The following is a 17,851-nucleotide window of genomic DNA, read 5'->3' as shown; positions in this document are numbered from 1 at the left end:
AATTTGATTTTACTGAGAGCATTCTAATGGTAAGGTTTATAAGATTGTTATCTAATGTGCTAGCAGCATTAGCAGTTGTTTTTTTAGGTTATTGTTATTTCACTAAAAAAGGCATATTTGCCCCGGCAGCGATTCACAACGCGGAAGTTAAGATAGGCGGAGATTTTTCTTTAATTAATCAGGACGGACAGATTCTGCGCAGTAGTGATTTTAAAGATAAATACATGATGATTTTCTTTGGATTTTCCTCATGTAAAAGAATTTGTCCTATGAACCTTGGGATAATTTCAGAAACACTTGCAAAGTTAGATGAGAAAACTAACAACAAGCTACAAACATTCTTCATCACAGTTGATCCTGAGCGCGATAGCACGGAAAGACTTAAAGAATTTCAGCAGCAATTTGACCATAGAATACAAATGTTAACTGGTGAAAGAGAAAAAATAGACGAAGTAGTTGCGAAATATAAAGTATATGCAAGCAAAGTAGACGGAGAAGAAGAAATCAACCATTCTTCGATAATATATCTTATTGGCCCTGGAGGAAAATATGTTACACACTTTGCAGCTGATTTAAATTCAGACGAAAGTCAATCTGATAAGATTTTGGCTGAGATAAGAAAATACGTAAACTGAATTATAGATTTTTCTGTTAATTAGTCGAGCACGCAACTGCATGAGCATTATGATTTGAGAGCAATCTCCATGGGAAGACATACACAACTGTACGAACGTTGTAGTTTGGGAGCAATTCCCACCAGTGAGGTGTCATCCCAGTGCCCAGACACTGGGATCCAGCTTCTATGCAACTTAATTAAAAACGTTTGTTTTAGCGTAAGACAACTACCTTTAGCTCATCAGCTCAGTTATAAGCAAAATTTCTGGATTCCAGACAGGAATGACATCATCTGTTGTGCAATTTACCTTCAAAAATGAATGTTCGTACAGTTATGGAAGACGCATTGGAATGACACTATTTGCTGTCTTCAAAAATAAGCATTCGTAAAGTTGTGCTTTTAACATGGGTTATCAGTTTAAAAATGTTGCTAACTAGTATATCTGGATGTAATATTAATTAACATTCATAAACGAAGCAATCTAATGGAAAATAGTTATAATGCCGATGCAATAAAAATCTTAAGGGGTCTTGATGCTGTAAGGAAACGTCCAGGTATGTACATTGGTGACACTGACGATGGATCTGGCTTGCACCACATGGTATATGAGGTTGTTGACAACGCAATAGATGAATCTTTAGCTGGATATTGTGATAAAATTGAAGTTAGCATAAATAAAGATGGTTCAGTATCTGTAACTGATAATGGTCGTGGCATTCCAACTGACCTTCATGAAGAAGAAGGAATATCAGCAGCAGAGGTAATAATGACTCAACTCCATGCTGGTGGTAAATTTGACAGTAATACCTATAAAGTTTCTGGGGGATTACATGGTGTTGGAATCTCAGTTGTGAATGCATTATCAAGCTGGTTGGAATTAACTATTTGGCGCAATAAGAAAGAACACTTTATGCGCTTTGAAGATGGTGAGACTATTGAACCTTTAAAGGTAGTCAACGAAAATACAAACAAAAGAGGAACTAAAGTCACGTTCATGCCATCAACAGAGACTTTTAATGGCATTAATTTCAGTTACTCAACGCTTGAAAGTCGTATAAGAGAATTAGCATTTTTAAATTCAAATATCGACATTACTTTACGTGATCTGCGCAATGAACCATATACAGAATCTCATTTCAATCAGAGCAATCAATCTAAAGACAATTTTGGTACAGCGAATTTTGTGCGGTACTTAGATAAGAATAAGACACATGTAACTAAAATTGCCAGTATGAAAGGAGATGCAGAAGATCTTGGCATCAGCTTGGAAATATCGATGGAATGGAATGATTCCTACTATGAACATATGTTATGCTTCACGAATAATATAAGGCAACGAGATGGTGGTACGCATTTGGCAGGATTTAGATCTGCACTAACTAGATGTATCAATAACTATGCAACTAATGAAGGGTTTTTAAAGAAAGCAAAAGTAAATTTAACTGGAGAGGACGTTAGAGAAGGTTTAACTTGTGTTTTATCTCTCAAGATGCCTGATCCTAAGTTTTCTTCACAAACAAAAGATAAACTAGTTAGTTCTGAAGCGCGTACAGTTGTGGAGAGCATAGTTTCTGATAAATTGAGCACAATCCTTGAAACTGATCCCAAATTGGCAGCAAGTATAGTAGAAAGAGCAATCAGATCAGCAAAAGGAAGAGAAGCCGCAAGAAAAGCACGAGAGTTAGTTAAAAGCAAAAACAATATTGATATTGCAACTCTGCCAGGAAAGCTTGCTGATTGCCAGGAAAAAGCCCCTGAGTTATCGGAATTATTTATAGTAGAGGGTAATTCAGCAGGTGGTACTGCAAAGCAGGGGCGTAATCGTAAAACACAAGCAGTGCTTGCCTTAAGAGGAAAAATTCTAAACGTAGAACGTGTAAGTTTAGATCGTATTTTTTCATCTGCAGAAATAGGCTCTTTAATTACTGCAATTGGTGCTGGAATAGGGAGTGAACACTTCAATATTGAAAAAGCTAGATATCATAAAATTATCATCATGACAGATGCAGATGTTGATGGTTCACATATAAGAACTTTGATTCTAACTTTCTTTTTTAGACATATGCGTGAAGTTATTGAAAAAGGCTACTTATACATAGCACAGCCACCCCTTTATAAAGTTACAAAGAATGCTAAAGACACTTATATTAAAGATGACGAAACTTTTGAAGAGTATATAATAAACTCAGCAGTTAAAAGATTAACACTAAGTGGTACAGCTACAGAATTTAACGACTTGCGCCTTATTTTGAATAAATGCGTTAGCATTTCTAATATTAGCAAAAATTATGATAGAGAAATACCACAAAATCTCTTAGAGTCATTGCTAATTTTAAGCAAAAAGAATGCTCTATCATCGGCTGATGAGATATTAAAGTATTTAAAATTAATGTACAGTGAATATACTTGGGAAGTAGAAATAAAGGATGAAGAAAAAGAAATTCACATCTCTAAATTATTTCAAGGATTGGCAGACAAATATATATTTGCACTTAGTATGCTTGAAGGCAAAGATATGCAAAACATATTAAGTTTGCTTGATGGTATAAGTAATTTATTTAATGGTGATTCATTTTTAAAGTCACAAGAAACTGAAATAAAAATCACTTCTCCAAGTACGCTTGCAAAAATAATAATGGACTATGGTAAAAAAGGTTTAACTCTGCAGAGATTTAAAGGTCTTGGTGAAATGAATGCTGATCAGCTATGGGATACTACGTTAAATCCTGAGGCTAGAACTTTATTGAAGGTTGAAATAAGAGATTGTGAAGAAGCTGATTCCATATTTTCAATATTAATGGGTGATATAGTTGAACCACGCCGTGATTTTATTAATAGTAATGCACTCAACGTGCATGATGTTGATATTTGAACTTTTAGCAAAATGTACGAACGTTACGGGTTTAAGCAAAAACTATGTCATTCAAGTAGCTGACACTTGGATCCAGATTGGATACTGAGTTGGTGAGTATAAAAGTATAGCTTCTACGTCATACCGCGATTCATTCGCGGTATCTCATCCGCTAACACGTAGCAGGATGACGAGGTTATCGTCATGCCACCGCGAACCGTCATACCGCCGCGGTATCTCACATAGATCCCGCTAACAAGCAGCGGGATGACAGCAATCCTACGTCATACCGCGATTCATTCGCGGTATCTCATCCGCTAACACGTAGCAGGATGACGATTGTCAAGGTGTCATCCGAGTAGCTTGACTACTTGGATCCAGAAAACTTAACTTTAAATAAGTGGCTGCATAATAAAGACTAGATTCCAGCGTCACGCGCTGGAATGACACCATTTTCGGTCTCTTAAGTTACTTTAGCTATAAACATTAAGAAATTTACCAAGCGAAAAAAAAGGCAAAAGAAGCCCCGTGGTGCGAGTTTTGACTCTATATTACTGTAAGTGGCGCTGTAATAATGTGCTAACGCTTAAAATAAGCGCGATTTGGCTGAATGTAGAAAAAATAAAAAAGACATGCAGCCGCTATAATTTTATGTAATCCGCCAATAAATACCTGAGTTTTTTACTGAATTTTGTCATTGAGCCTGCAGGTCAAAAACAAGTTTTGAGTCATAAATACCCTTATTGTCATGATAAGGGGGCTGGCGGAGTTTGTCAAGCAAGTTTTTTCGTTTCTATGTTGTCAGCTACCTGAATATTGATCATACGGGTTCCATCTGTTATATATAATCTTTTTGAATACGAAGAAAACTGATGAATGAGTATGATATTACGGTTATAGGTAGCGGTCCTGGTGGTTATATAGCAGCAATTAGGGCGGCACAGCTTGGGTTTAAAACTGCAATTGTAGAAAAAGAAAAAAATTTAGGCGGTATATGCTTAAATTGGGGATGTATACCAACAAAATCACTACTTAGAGCATCTGAGGTTTATAGGCTAATAAAAAGATCAAAAGAGTTTGGTATAGAAGTAAAGGGAGCGAGTTTTGATATACAATCAATAGTGAAATACTCAAGAAACGTTGTTGATAAATTGTCAAGCGGTGTTGCATATTTGATGAAAAAAAATAACATCAAAGTTCATCAAGGCTTTGGTAAACTTGCAGGCAATAGTACTATAAAAGTTGCTGGCGATAAGGAAGAACAAGAAATTGTTTCCAAACATATCATTTTAGCAACAGGCGTGAGAGCACGGAATCTGCCTGGAATAGAGGCAGATGGAGATTTAATATGGAATGCGCAGCACGCTATGACTCCAGAGAGATTACCAAAATCACTACTAATCATAGGGTCTGGTGCAATTGGAATAGAATTTGCAAGTTTTTATAGTACTTTGGGGGTTGATGTAACAATCATAGAGATAAAGAGCACTATTTTGCCGCTGGAAGATAAAGACATTTCAGGCCTAGCAGAAGAAATATTCACAAAACAGGGGATAAAAATATATACAAACAGTAGCGTAAAAGCTCTTACTAAAAGTAAAGACTCTGCTCAAGTGCTACTAAGTAGTGGCGAGAGCAAAGAATTTGATAGGGTGATTGTTGCGGTTGGAATTCAAGCAAATATTGAAAATATAGGTTTAGAAAATACAAAAATTAAATTAAGCCCTTCTGGTTTTATTGAAATGAATGAATGGTATGAAACTAGTGAATCAAATGTGTATGCAATAGGTGATGTAGCTGGCCCACCATGTTTAGCACATAAAGCGAGCCATGAAGCTGTGATCTGCGTTGAAAAGATTGCTGGTAAAAGTGCTCATGCGTTAAAAAAAGAATGCATACCAAATTGCACTTATTCTCATCCACAAATAGCGAGCATCGGCCTTACTGAGGAACAGGCAATAAGAGGTGGGTATGATGTAAAAATAGGAAAATTTCACTCTAACTTTAATGGTAAGTCTATTGCACTCAGTGAAACTGAAGGGTTAGTGAAAACAATTATAGACAAAAAGACAGGCGAACTTCTGGGTAGCCACATGATAGGTGCAGAAGTAACGGAGTTAATTAGCAATTTTGCTCTTGCAAAGCAACTAGAAGGAACAGACTTCGACATAAAATCTACGATTTTTCCTCATCCGACCATTTCAGAGATGATACACGAATCAGTGCTTGCTGCAGATGATGAGTCGTTAAATAGTTGAACTAACGTTCCATCGTTTTAGAGTTGTCAATGTCTTGGGTAGTAGTTTGATTAGGCACTTTAGTTTCAATAGATTGATTACCACCAGCATCAGAATTCTGTAACTCTTCTTTCAATCCCTTAGCTGCTTCTTTAACTTTAAGCTTTGCCTTTGGATGAAGATCTTCTGGGCCTTTTCCTTTAGTATCCAAACCTTGTTGTAGATTAGTGCTTTTCATTTTATTATGCTGCTCGTGCTCAGGTAGGTCAACAACCGAATTGAAAAGAATTTTTATTATATTTTTTAGCAGTTCTAAAAAACCTCCGCTTCTGCCTTCTCTTTGTTCTTGAGGTTTATTTTTCTCATTAGGTTCTTTTTTACTATTACTTTTAGGCATTTTTAACTCAACTATCATAAAGCTTAATAAAATTCTACGTGCAAATTATTAAATAACAGTTAACAATCTAGTGTTAATTTGTTATTTACAGATGGATATTATTTTAGCAACAGGTGGCACAGGTGGGCATATCTTTCCGGCCATAGCCTTAGCAAAAGCACTAAAGACACAAGGATACAATTGCATATTATTCACTGATAAAAAAACAAATAAAAATATCGACATAGAAAGCTATATTTTACCATTACGTAGACCAAGCGGCAACAAATTTAAATTTTTTCTTTTATTAATGTATAGTTGTGTGCTAGCAATATATAAAATCAGAAAATTGAAGCCAAGATTAGTAATTGGTTTTGGTAGCTATGCTTCTTTTCCAACTCTTCTTGCAGCAAGGGTTCTTTCTATACCTATAATTTTACATGAACAAAATACAGTTTTAGGAAGAGTAAATAGATTCTTTTTTAAGAGTGCAAAATTAATTGCAACCAGCTTTCCGGAGACTAAATATACAGAAGGTAATAAATGTATTTTTACAGGAAATTTTATTGATATAAAAGCACAGAGCCATTCTAGCACTGAGAAAGTCCTAAATATATTAGTCATAGCAGGTAGCCAAGGTGCAAATTTTTTTGATGATGTAGTAAGCAGCGTAATTTGTAATTTGCCTATTAAAATGAAAAAGAAAATTAGAGTGACGCAGCAATGTACGAAGAAAAATGTAAACAAGGTCAAGAGTCTATACAAAAGTGAAAAGATCGATTGTGAATTGAGTGAATTTTTTGATGATATGGAAAATAGATTGGCCAATGCTCACTTGGTAATTAGCAGAGCAGGAGCAACTTCAATAGCAGAGATCACTCTTGCTAGGCGCGCTGCTATATACATTCCTTACCCTGACTCAAAAGATAATCACCAATTTTATAACGCAAAATATATTGAAGATTCGGGAGCAGCTGTAATAGTTGAGCAGAATAGTGAAGCAAAAAAAAATCTAACAGAGGTACTATTTGATCTATTAAATAATTCTCAAAAATTGCGTGATATGACCAATAATACAAAAAAAACAGGGATAAAGAATGGGACGGGAGTGTTAAATAAACTGTGTCAAACCGCATTTTTAGTTCAACTCAATTTTCAATCTGCCAGGAAAGAAAACATCAAGTTGAGAGATAGTTAATGCCCAATCATGTACAGGCATCGTCCACTTTTCCTCTGCCTTCTTTATAGCACAATATACCTGCTTATGCAAGGCATTTATGCTGGTAAATGAGCCTTTGGTCTTAGTGAATTTCCTAATTTGCCTATGTAGCCCCTCTATGGGATTGGTGGTGTAGATTATCCTCCTAACTGGACCAGAATACTTAAAATAACCAGACAAGTTTTCCCAATTATTCTGCCAAGATTTTATAACCATAGGGTACTTTGTGCCCCATTTTTCATCCAATTCCAACAGATAATTCTCGGCAATTTCCTTGCTTGAAGCTTGATATACCTTCTTTAAATCGCTCAAAAAACTCTTCGCATCTTTACTGGCCACATACTTCAGTGAGTTGCGTATCTGATGCACTATACACATCTGCACTTCCGCATTAGGAAAGACACTGTTTATAGCTGCAGGAAAGCTTTTCAGCCCATCAACGCAGGCAATAAGGATATCTTCTACTCCTCTTTCTTTGAGGTCATTTAGCACTCCCAACCGGAAGTTAGCTCCTTCACTTTCAGCCAAATAAAAACCTAATACTTCTTTTTTGCCATTTTGATCTATGCCTAATATGTTATACATGCATTTACTTACGCAATGCCCGTCCTCTTTGACTTTAAAAAACCATGAAAACTATCGGATATACAGACTGCAGCGGGCGACTACGCCATTCGTTGATTACTGGTAGCAATTTGTCAGTAATACTTGATATCTCTGCCACCGATATTTTGTGATCATAAATTTCCTCAACATGTGACACTATATCTCTATAGCCCATACCACTGGCAAATGTGCTCAAAATCTTCGTTTCAAGCTCTGGATGTAAGTTTGTTTGCCTTTTTTTGACTATTTGTGGTTCGAAACTTCCTTCCCTATCTCTTGGCGTCAAAAGCTCAAATGACCCTGCGCTTGTACGTAAAGTCTTTGCATTCCTCCCATTTCTTCGATTATTCTCTTCGCTTTCAGCCGACAAGTGGTTTTCTATTTCACCTTCCAGGCTTACCTCCAGCAACTTTTTTATAAACGGTGTTAATGCTCCATCTCTTCCTGTCAACGGTCTTCCTTCTCGTATAGACGACAGGATATTTGTTTCTAATTCTTTATAATCTACCAAACCGGTAGTTCTGTTTACTACTTTCTGACTCATTGTCAAACCTCCATTTTTTTATATCAATTTATTACTTTTTTTTCGGTTTGACACAGTTTATTTAACACTCCCCCTTAGACAATCTGCCAACTTCTGATTTTGTCCATTCTGGGCGGGATTGTTGAGTTCTCTGATCTTAAATACTACATTTACTTCATCAAGATCAATGTTGACTTCTTTTACTAATGTCCTAATAAGACTACGTTTAGCTTGCCAATCTAGGTGTTCCAATTCCGATTTAACACTAGAATAAAAGCCCTTTATGCTATTTGTAATAAGATTCATTTTCTGCTGTAGTCCCTTTTGATCAATCACCTTTTTCTTCTCTCCTTCAATCTCTTTTAAACGTTCCTTCATTTTTTTCATTGCCTGCTTAAAGTCTTCCTTACTTATATATTTTTCCTCACTTGTATTCTCTTGAATATAATAATCATTGATAAGTTCTTTAATATTTTGTTTTAATTGACTCTCACGTCTTGCAAACCTTTCATCTAATAATTCATTCTTATGTTCTGAAATTCTACATTGGTACTCCTTTACCATCCTATCTGGATTTTTTAATACACTTTTTACTTCTTCCCACACACCTGTTTCTAACACTTCTCCACGAATAGATCCGTTAGTGCATACCTTATTACCGTAAAAATTTCTTGTACCCAGGCAAGTGTAATAAGTATACACAATCTTTTTTTCTTTGCTGTAATTTCGCCTTCCGCAGTAAGCACGTCCACAACACTTACACACAACTAGCTTTTGCAACAGATATGTCTCTTTTCTTTGCTGCACTCTTGCTCTCTGTTTATTCTCAATCAATTGTTCTTGTACTACATTAAACAAATCCTCGTCAACTATTTTCGGCACCGGTATATGAATCCAATTCTCCTCATCTGTACTGTAAATAGAGTGAGTTCGCCGGCTGTTGCTTTTTTTGGTTTGACTTCTAGCATTACTGGGCCCGCCTTTGTTTTACCATATGCTGCTAGCCCCTTGTATGCTGGATTTTTTAACATCTTATGGATGGTGCTTGAATGCCACACCTCTTTTCCTGTTTGTGTTCTAACAGAAGCTTCTCTTAGTCTCTTTACCGCTTCTCTAATACTTATCCTTTCCTCTCCAATCCACATGAACACCTCTCTCACTACTTTTGCTTCCTCTTCATTAATTTCAAATTTGTTTTCTCCTCCTTTTACATGCTTTCTTATATATCGATAACCATAAGGTGCATTGCTTATTACACTCACACAACCTTCTCTTGCTGCATGCAGTTTTCCCCTCATGCTTCGTATCAAGATTTGTCTCAGTTCAAACCTTCCTACTGCTCCTTGCACATCTGTCATTAAATCGGACTCTGGTGTATCATCAACCTTATGATTTGAAAAGATTATTTCTACTCTTGCTCTCTTAAATTCATCTATTACATCTCTTTGATCTACAGGATCACGTGACAACCGATCTAGTGAATAGATATAAATCTTATTAATTTTTCCTTCTGCTACTTTATCACGTAATTTCTTTAAACCTTCACGCTCTAAATTTGACCCTCTACGGCCATCGTCAGTGAATACATATTCTTCCAATAACTCATGTCCATCTACAGCAATTCTACGCTTAAGCTCTGCAATTTGGCTCTCTATTGTATGATCCCGCACTTGTCGGTCTGATGAAACTCTTGCATACAAGGCCACCGTTATCATCTTTTTCTACCTCCTTTTCGTTGTTTCTTTTTACTGAATACTTTAGTAACTGCTCGTAAGCTTCTGATAAATGTTTATCTGCTAACTCATCAGGCTCATATCGACAGGTCACAGTTAACGTTCTCTTTCTCATAATTTCTCCTGTAAATGTTTTCATAGTTCAGGCACTCCCTTTTTCCATAAATCCATTACTCTTGCGAAAAAGACGCAACTGTTAACCTTTATTTCTCTCAGCTTTTATGCAAAATTTTAGAAACACATACGCTATCTTTCATCAATTGAGCACTCTCCCAAATCATCAAGCTTCTTTTTTCCCTCTAATGATAAAATTTCCCTTTTTCCATAATCACCTCTTTCTTAGCCACAGCCCTTCTAAATTTTCACAAGCTCTTCTTTTGCCACTATCACACCTGCTGCTGATACGACCCTTATTTTTCTATGAACTCTCTCTGCTTATTTGCGATTTTTACGTTCTCTAACACTTCTTTTATCTCTTTATTATTTCTCGCATAATCCATTGCCGTTTTGCCAAATTTATCCTTTTGCTCTACATTTGCTCCCGCTTTTACTAGCTCTTCTACTATTTTTACCTCACTTACCATGCATGCCAGGTGTAACGCGGCAAATTTGCTACTTCGTTCCACTGCGTTTACCTCTACTCCTGCCTTTATCAGCTCCTTTGTATTTTCTACACGTTGTCCCATTACTGCTAAGTGCAATGGTCTATATTGTCCCGCATCTGCCACATTTATATCTGCTCCTTTTTTGATTAATAACCTCACTTTTTTTGGATCTGGCATTCCCACCGCGTAATGCAATATCGTCCTTCCTTTTGTGTCTTTTTTATTAATATTTTCTATTGAGTTATCTAATACTTCTTTCCACGACTTATTAAACTCTTCTCTTTCTTTCTTACTAAATTTTACCATAATGTTCCTCAGCTATTAATGCAATTTAAAGTGCCTCCAATTTGGCTCACTTTAGCGCTTAGCAAATCTTGTTTATTTACTAGCTACTTTTTCACTTAGGGCTGTTTTGGCATAAAAAGCAAGTTTTTTTTACAAAATATACACATTTTTTTCGCATATTAGATTAAGATATAAATCTATATACTTAATCTGTTAAATAATAAGCGGTTCCTCTCCTGCTGTTGTCAGCTTTTTCTTTTAAATTTAGGCTTCCTATTTTTCCTATTATCTTGTAGCCAACCCTTTTACTCCCTTCTCTTACAGAAAGCTCTTTTTATAGCCCTTTTATCTTCTCATCCATATCTTCTAGCTCTTTTTCCACTTCCATCAGTGCCTTCTTGACCAATGGCGCTTCTTCTAACTTTTCCCTTATTTCTTCAAACCTTCTTTCTCCTTTTTCTTTTAAATCTAGGCTAAATATCGCATCTACTGTCCGCTCCGACAACTCCCTTAGTTTTTCTAGCAACTCTTCAGTTCTCGCATAATACATTGCTGTTTTGCCAAATTTATCCTTTTGCTCTACATTTGCTCCAGCTTTTACTAGCTCTTTTATTATCTCTTTTGTTTCTCCTGTCTTGCATGCTATATGTAGTGGTGTATATCCTTTTTGGTCTTTCGCATTTACGTCACCTCCCGCTTCTAATATTGCCCTCACGTTCACTATTTCCCTCATAAATACTGCTTCATGTAGGGGGGTCCTTCCTATGTAGTTCCCAGTATTAACATTCGACCCTGCTTTTATTAGCTCCCTTACTGTCTTTTCACAACTCATTAAGCTCGCACTATGTAATGCCGTATATCCTCCATCATCTATAGCATTTACATTTGCTCCTCCTTCTATCAGTGCTTTTACATTCTCTACCTTTCCATAGAATGCCGCTAGGTGCAATGGTGTCTCGCCTCTATTGTTTCTATCGTTTGTACCTGCACCTTTTTCTATTAATAACTTTATTACTTCTGGATTTGACACTTGTGCTGCTCGGTGCAATATTGTGCAACCTGCTGCGTCTTTTTCATTTATTCCACGAAATGAATTCTCCTTTAATTTTTCCAGTCTTTTATTTAAATTGAACATTTTAGTTACCTCACTATAAAAACATACATAAAGTCGCCAATTTGGCTCACTTCAGTGCAAGATCAATTTCTTATGTTTACCTACACCTACCTAATTTATAGCTGTTTTGGCATGGAAAAGCAACTTCTTTTTTTCAAAAAACACACATTTTTACCGAATGTTAATGTAGTATATGAAGATATAAATATATGTATTTAATTCATTAAGCATATAGGTTGTTTTTCTTCCCAGGACCTGTTCAAATGTCGATGTTCATGCCATGTTAGTACACCTGGGTAAAACACTAAAATGTAGTTTTCTAGCTCGTATGTTGCATTTTTTTGCTTTGAATCCAATTCGTTTTCAAAATGAATGTAGTGTTCTGCTACGCTAAATCTTATTATTTTGGGGGTAGAGAAATTCTTTACTTGATAGTGGTGAACGGCAAAAAATCTTTCTAAAATTGGCTTGTATTTTAAATTCCACAGTTGTTCAGATAGCTTATCACTTCCTAGTAAAAACCTTTTTCCCCTCTCTTCTATACTACTTACTGGAAAACATGCGTTTATTTCTCCTAAACTCCAACTGTCCGATAATACTATCTGCGCTTTAGCAAACTTAATCTCAGGTAATAAGCTCTGTGGTAGCGGATATAACGTTTTTAAATTATTCCACTGATGACTTCTTTCATAAATACCGTTATAATTCTTTGTGTGAGGCTCGGTTTCTCCAAGGATTGCTACATCTAGCCTATACAGATCATTACTTAATGCCTGCTCATAATGATCGCGTAGATAGTTTTCTATAATCCTAATAACTGGACCACTAGACCTGAAAAAATTTACTCTCCCAAATGATAACACTGGTCCATCTTTTTCTATTTTTACCCCCGAATAGTCAGAAAGAAGATCTCCAAATAAACTCTCATCCAATATAAATCTCTGCGCATTATAATAATCGTTAAAAATCCTCATTAGCCGTGATCTTGCTGGCAATGATAGTTTTGCTAATTCTACTACTGCATCAACGAAGAAGTCGTTCGGAACATCTTTTATCCCTATCTGTAATTCAAAAAAGTGTTCTCCGGGTGGCTCTTCAATAATTGTAATATCTTCTATATTTGCCCACTTCAGTGCTATTTTCAGCGATGCTGGTGTTCCTCTCAAACGCTGAAATTTTATTCCTTCTTTTATCGCCTTTCTTTTGTCTTTTACCCAGCGTAGAATTTCCCCCAATCCATATTCTTCAACCAACCACGGCAATATTTTTTCCCCTAGGCTAAATTTAAATCCTTTTACACAGCTTGGGTCTACTTTGTAATCGATTGCATCAATCAGCGCTTTTTCTTGCTTTGTTGCGTTTGGTGGTAATAGCATTAATTCAACTCAACATTTAAACTTCTTAAGGCAGCACACTCATTCCCCAGTACCACAACATCCTCTCTTGGCTCGATTAATTCTACGTTTTCTACCCCATCCACAAACAGGTTGGCTATAATCCATGATTTCGTTACTTTCCATCCTAATCTTTTCGTTGTTTCAAATTTTTCTATAAATTGCTTCTTCACCGTTTCAATAATATCTGGTCTTTTAATGCTAATTTTACTGTGGATATCTATTTCTATAATATTGCAACTTACCACTTCTATTGTATCTGTTAAAATCCTCACATCCTCCCTGTTTAGCTGATTTCTGACAATTTCTAGTAATTCTTCTGGCAGTGTGGATAATTCTGTGGATAAGATTGAAACTTGTACTTTTCCTGGTACAGGTGATTCTACTAATGCATCTTTTACTCTCGTATCTGCTGATAATGCATAATACCGATAATTTCCTCCTGTGCTTGAGCCAACTATTCTTGCCTTGATTCTTTTTCTAAATCGTTCATCCTTTTCCCCGTTCTCCCTTTCCACTCCGTAAAATTCAGCTAAATCATCAAGTTCTTCTCCCCTTGCAAACTTAAGTAAGTTGCCCCTTGCTGCTTCGTTTATTCTTTCTCTCAGCAAAAGTTCTCGCCATGCTGCTACCTCTAAAATCTTTATTGCTGGGTCACTTTCTACTAATGCTGTAAAACTTGAGTCTCGACGTATCAACTCCTCCTTCATACGTGAAAAGATTTCTTCGAAGTTCAGTGGCTCAATAATGTTAGGCTGCTCCATCTTTATACCACAACTCCATCAAAGCGAATCTTTTCCCCCATTGGTAAGTACAATCCTTCTAGGTCAAGCGTTACTTTTCCTTCTTTCACTTCTGTTATTTTTACTTTTTCTAACTTAAATCTCTTTTCCCACTTTTGTAGTGCTTCTGCTGTTGCTGCGTAAATTTCTAACGTAAAATCACGATTTACTGGCTTATCTACTAATTCAAATAATCTTGAACCGTAATCTCTTCTCATGATTCTACTACCAATTGGTGTGGTCAAAATATCAACTATTGACTGTTTCAGATGGTCCAAATCTTCTAATTCCTTACCTGTTTCAGCACTCATTCCCTTCATATCTTTATCCAGAAAAAACGCTGCTACTTCCACTTACTACCTTAAAACCACATGAGGCTAAATCACCAACTCGTGCAATACCAATATCATTAACAAATACGCTGTTTGACCCTTGCGTTAGTTTCTCACCTAGAGTTAAGATATCTCCTTTTCGACAAACAGATCTACCGTTTACAAAAACGTCGTTACTACCACTCATACAAACATGAACCGGTATCCCCATGCAATGATCTCCTATACAAACTATAGCTCTTCTCATGTCAATTGAGATCAACTCTCCTTCCCTTAAGTTTTATTCCTTCTTTTGTCATCTCTATACTCGATTTTCCAACTTTTAGCGTTATTTTATCTACTACTTCAATCTCAAGATGATGATTCTCCTTATCGTACGATAATTTCGTTCCATCCTTAAACTCTAAAATATGCGCGTCTTTTCGGCATTCCGAGGGAAAATACTTCTGCTGATAAATTGCCGGTAACACCACCCCTAATGACAACTCTCCATATGGCGATAATACTATTACTTGCTCATCAATATTCGGCGCAAACCAACTTCTATCTTCTCCTGCTCTTGCCGTTATCCACGGAAGCCAATCGGTTATAAATTCTCCTATTTTTACCCGCACTCTTGCTTTTTCATAATCTACTTCTTTAACTAGACCTATACGAATAATGTTCGCTAGCCTTCTATTTAGCTCTGCAATCGCAAAATTATGATCCAACATGTACTTTACCCATCTCTATAATATGCGCCAGTTTCTGACCACACTGACTTCCCTACGTGCATCTCATGAGCCCATTCTACCAGCCACACTAAATATGCATCCAACTCTGGTTTAAAATTGTCTACTTCCGCTGATAAAAATTCTCCCGGCAAAACATTTTCCACGTTCCAAGTGTTTTTATTCACTACTCTTGCAACTTCTGCTGCTAATGACCTTACAACTACCGAGGAATCCTCGACTGTTCCATCAACTACAATTCTTGCTTCAAATCTTGCTCTCAGCGCAAGTTCCTCTGTCCCAGGGTCTTTTCCTGGTTCTAAACTTGCAAGCTCTACAAATACTGCTGGCGCTATTATTTTCCGACGTTCTGCTCTATACACTTCGCACGTTTGTATTGCTGGGATTTCTTCTTTTAGCGTTTTACAAATTGCTTCATGTAAACCTTTCCAAAATTCTTTCATTGCTTCTTTAAAAGAACATTCAACTCATGCTCAAAATATTCCTCAAACACTTTTCCTGTTTTATAATTAGCCATTTCTTTTATTATCTTTTGTACATTTTCTCCGATCGGTACGGTAACTTCATAAATTGGCAAGGCTGTCCTTCCTCTTCGTCTAAAAATACCTCTATGTCCGGTTGGCATCTTAGCAATAAATGCTCCTTCAAACATATGTTTTCCTGCTTTTGCTCCTTTTGCCATTTGTTTTATATCGCCAAGCTTTGAAGATTTTACTCCGTATAACCCTATCCTTACTAGAGCCCTCTGATAATTTCTTGTTGCTCTGATTGTCCATAATCTTTTTCTGATTAATTGCCGTTTTATTTGCGTATCTTTACTTAGTTCTTTCGTAGCTTGCTCTTTTGTCCACAATGCCGTTTTGTTTAATGCTCTTACTGTTGCTTTTGTTATCTTAGCTTGACTAGCTTCAATACTTTGAATTATTTTCTCAATGCTGCCGATCACTTCAATCTCAACACACATTTACACCCCCGATGCTTGAATTTTCCAGATCATTCCAGAGTTATCTCTGAGTGGTGGTGTGTGTACTCTGTATCTACAACTACCTATAGAAAAAGTATCTCCCACCATTGGCTTTAATACATCAAACACACTTACTTCTAAAGTCAAAATTTCTCCTACAAATTGCCCTTCACCAATCCCGTATAATCTATCTGGCTGTTGCTTTAATATCTGCACCATGTATGACTTATCCTTTGATTCATACAACGCTTGCTGCCCTAGATGTGCAAAACAATCTTTCAATAATCTTTTTATTTTTTCTTGCATACTTTACCTTTATGCACTAATCTCTACATGCACGCTAAGAAGGGGCATACTGGTAGAGCACTTTCATGCCTCACCACTTTTGTAGTTGCTCTACCAGTATTGTTATGCTGCAACGACTTTAATTAATATTCCTGGGCGATGGCACATTGGTAAAGGATTTGACTGAGTATGTAAATCGGTCCCTCTATCAAATCTTCTTGGCTCTTGTTTTGCATATAACGGTTGCCCTAGTGTATTTACTGTTTCATTGAAGTCCGCTGGGGCAAAGTAAGTAGTAAATGTGCTTGCTGTACCAAGTGGAAAACAGTGCCCCGTATCTTTTTCTATAAACCTTCTCACATTTCCTTCAGGGTCAGTTGCTTGTCCTCTGTACTCCTCAAATGTTATTCCACAGAACGTAAATCCTGATCTCATGTCGTTCCGGAGTGCTGCTCCTTCTTGCCATCTCTCGTATGCTTCTTTTACCTTGGTATGAGAAGTTAAAGCGTCAAAAAACTCTGGGCTTACCAGCGCATGAATCCCGGTCATATATTCACCACTTAAGTTGTCCTCAACATGCCTCAATACTTCCAGACACTTACGCTTGACATCGGTGGTTGCTGTTCCCAGCGCAAAATTTACTACTTTTGGCGTAATTTCAAATTCGTTGTAAAGGTTTAATAACTCACTGCCATCAGCATCCAGAATAATCCCTTTTAACGCCCCCATCCGCAAATGTTCTAACGTTATTGCGTGTTTGTTTCTCATCAATTGCAAATGATCGGTTATTACATCTGCAAGTGCTTTTAGTTCACTCTCTGACCCAAATGCCCTTATTCCTTGTACTTCTTCAGGCAATACTACGTCATCATGGGGAATATGTGGTATCGTAAACGTCCTTATTTTCCTTTTTCCTCTTTTCCCTACTGTTGCTGGTGCTCCTGGGACTTGTGTTGGTAATAAAGTTAAAACTCCGTGGTGTTCTTCTATCGTAATATGTCGAAATCTTACCGATCTACTTGGAAATAAATTTAAGCTTTCTGTTCGACCATAATTTATCGGCAATATGTTTATTGCTTTAGTTAATTCCGTCATATTAAATGCTGGATTTGTAAATGGATTTTGCATTCTTTCCCCCTTTCCCTTTAATGCTGTGTGTTTTAAGTTGTTTCTATGTAAGTTGCTGAGTCTGGTAGCT

At 36.6% G+C, this 17,851-nt stretch carries 20 protein-coding genes and 1 pseudogene; 5 read left to right on the top strand and 16 right to left on the bottom strand.

The features are described 5' to 3' along the window. The first annotated feature begins 26 nt into the window (after positions 1-26). From AAGD68_RS01090 to lpdA, 4 genes are all read left to right on the top strand, one after another. Entirely contained in the window at positions 27-635 is a 609-nt protein-coding gene (locus AAGD68_RS01090) for an SCO family protein (protein WP_253309508.1), read from the top strand. A 69-nt stretch (positions 636-704) separates the two neighbouring features. Then, on the top strand, positions 705-935 hold the full coding sequence (locus tag AAGD68_RS01085; RefSeq protein WP_264688326.1) for a hypothetical protein: 231 nt from the start codon (positions 705-707) through the stop codon (positions 933-935). A gap of 165 nt (positions 936-1,100) precedes the next feature. After that, the gene (gene gyrB, locus AAGD68_RS01080) at positions 1,101-3,488 is read left to right on the top strand and encodes a DNA topoisomerase (ATP-hydrolyzing) subunit B (protein ID WP_341814303.1); all 2,388 of its coding nucleotides are present in this window, start codon (positions 1,101-1,103) and stop codon (positions 3,486-3,488) included. A gap of 851 nt (positions 3,489-4,339) precedes the next feature. Continuing rightward, positions 4,340-5,725 (top strand): dihydrolipoyl dehydrogenase, encoded by a 1,386-nt coding sequence (gene lpdA / locus AAGD68_RS01075; protein WP_264736150.1) that lies wholly within the window; start codon positions 4,340-4,342, stop codon positions 5,723-5,725. A gap of 1 nt (position 5,726) precedes the next feature. Here the strand turns inward: lpdA and AAGD68_RS01070 are convergent, their stop codons facing one another. Next, entirely contained in the window at positions 5,727-6,119 is a 393-nt protein-coding gene (locus AAGD68_RS01070; RefSeq protein WP_264688321.1) for a hypothetical protein, read from the bottom strand. A gap of 73 nt (positions 6,120-6,192) precedes the next feature. Here AAGD68_RS01070 and murG point away from each other — a divergent pair, with 73 nt between their 5' ends. Continuing rightward, positions 6,193-7,278, top strand: coding sequence for an undecaprenyldiphospho-muramoylpentapeptide beta-N-acetylglucosaminyltransferase (gene murG / locus AAGD68_RS01065; RefSeq protein ID WP_253309512.1), 1,086 nt, complete (start codon positions 6,193-6,195; stop codon positions 7,276-7,278). Here the strand turns inward: murG and AAGD68_RS01060 are convergent. The 15 genes and pseudogenes from AAGD68_RS01060 to AAGD68_RS00990 form a co-directional block, all read right to left on the bottom strand. After that, a pseudogene (locus AAGD68_RS01060) lies at positions 7,219-8,449 on the bottom strand (IS256-like element ISWpi15 family transposase). The gene murG and the pseudogene AAGD68_RS01060 sit on opposite strands and share 60 nt — an antisense overlap. Before the next feature lie 57 nt (positions 8,450-8,506). Beyond that, the gene (locus AAGD68_RS01055; protein WP_341814302.1) at positions 8,507-9,310 is read right to left on the bottom strand and encodes a zinc ribbon domain-containing protein; all 804 of its coding nucleotides are present in this window, start codon (positions 9,308-9,310) and stop codon (positions 8,507-8,509) included. Beyond that, a complete protein-coding gene (locus AAGD68_RS01050; RefSeq protein WP_341814301.1) occupies positions 9,298-10,098 on the bottom strand; it encodes a recombinase family protein in 801 nt (266 codons plus the stop codon). Before AAGD68_RS01050 ends, AAGD68_RS01055 begins: the two co-directional genes overlap by 13 nt. Beyond that, the gene (locus AAGD68_RS01045; protein ID WP_253309514.1) at positions 10,058-10,300 is read right to left on the bottom strand and encodes a hypothetical protein; all 243 of its coding nucleotides are present in this window, start codon (positions 10,298-10,300) and stop codon (positions 10,058-10,060) included. Before AAGD68_RS01045 ends, AAGD68_RS01050 begins: the two co-directional genes overlap by 41 nt. A gap of 271 nt (positions 10,301-10,571) precedes the next feature. After that, positions 10,572-11,072: an ankyrin repeat domain-containing protein gene (locus AAGD68_RS01040; protein WP_264688210.1), complete on the bottom strand. Its 501-nt coding sequence runs from the start codon at positions 11,070-11,072 to the stop codon at positions 10,572-10,574. A gap of 313 nt (positions 11,073-11,385) precedes the next feature. Further along, a complete protein-coding gene (locus AAGD68_RS01035) occupies positions 11,386-12,186 on the bottom strand; it encodes an ankyrin repeat domain-containing protein (protein WP_265016401.1) in 801 nt (266 codons plus the stop codon). Positions 12,187-12,380: 194 nt separating this feature from the next. After that, the gene (locus AAGD68_RS01030; RefSeq protein ID WP_264688208.1) at positions 12,381-13,541 is read right to left on the bottom strand and encodes a phage tail protein; all 1,161 of its coding nucleotides are present in this window, start codon (positions 13,539-13,541) and stop codon (positions 12,381-12,383) included. Beyond that, positions 13,541-14,323 carry a baseplate J/gp47 family protein gene (locus tag AAGD68_RS01025; protein ID WP_253308960.1) on the bottom strand — a complete coding sequence of 261 codons (783 nt, stop codon included), beginning with the start codon at positions 14,321-14,323 and terminating at the stop codon, positions 13,541-13,543. The genes AAGD68_RS01030 and AAGD68_RS01025 overlap by 1 nt, the downstream gene beginning before the upstream one ends. Positions 14,324-14,325: 2 nt before the next feature. Then, complete coding sequence (locus AAGD68_RS01020) at positions 14,326-14,661, bottom strand: GPW/gp25 family protein (protein ID WP_264736424.1); 336 nt, start codon at positions 14,659-14,661, stop codon at positions 14,326-14,328. 4 nt (positions 14,662-14,665) lie between these two features. Further along, a complete protein-coding gene (locus tag AAGD68_RS01015) occupies positions 14,666-14,920 on the bottom strand; it encodes a PAAR domain-containing protein (protein ID WP_264688206.1) in 255 nt (84 codons plus the stop codon). Position 14,921: 1 nt separating this feature from the next. Next, positions 14,922-15,386, bottom strand: a complete 465-nt coding sequence (locus AAGD68_RS01010; protein WP_264688205.1) for a phage baseplate assembly protein V — start codon at positions 15,384-15,386, stop codon at positions 14,922-14,924. Positions 15,387-15,391: 5 nt separating this feature from the next. Continuing rightward, entirely contained in the window at positions 15,392-15,847 is a 456-nt protein-coding gene (locus AAGD68_RS01005; protein WP_406719579.1) for a hypothetical protein, read from the bottom strand. After that, entirely contained in the window at positions 15,844-16,368 is a 525-nt protein-coding gene (locus AAGD68_RS01000) for a phage tail protein (protein WP_264688204.1), read from the bottom strand. Before AAGD68_RS01000 ends, AAGD68_RS01005 begins: the two co-directional genes overlap by 4 nt. Continuing rightward, entirely contained in the window at positions 16,369-16,674 is a 306-nt protein-coding gene (locus AAGD68_RS00995; protein ID WP_264688203.1) for a hypothetical protein, read from the bottom strand. Between the two features lie 102 nt (positions 16,675-16,776). Then, positions 16,777-17,781, bottom strand: coding sequence for a major capsid protein (locus tag AAGD68_RS00990; protein WP_341814300.1), 1,005 nt, complete (start codon positions 17,779-17,781; stop codon positions 16,777-16,779). Positions 17,782-17,851: the final 70 nt, after the last annotated feature.

Origin of the sequence: Wolbachia endosymbiont (group A) of Machimus atricapillus (assembly GCF_964027095.1) — a bacterium.
In the GTDB taxonomy this organism is placed as follows: domain Bacteria; phylum Pseudomonadota; class Alphaproteobacteria; order Rickettsiales; family Anaplasmataceae; genus Wolbachia.
Note: the sequence above shows the minus strand (reverse complement) of the source record. Positions and strands in the feature narration are given on the sequence as shown.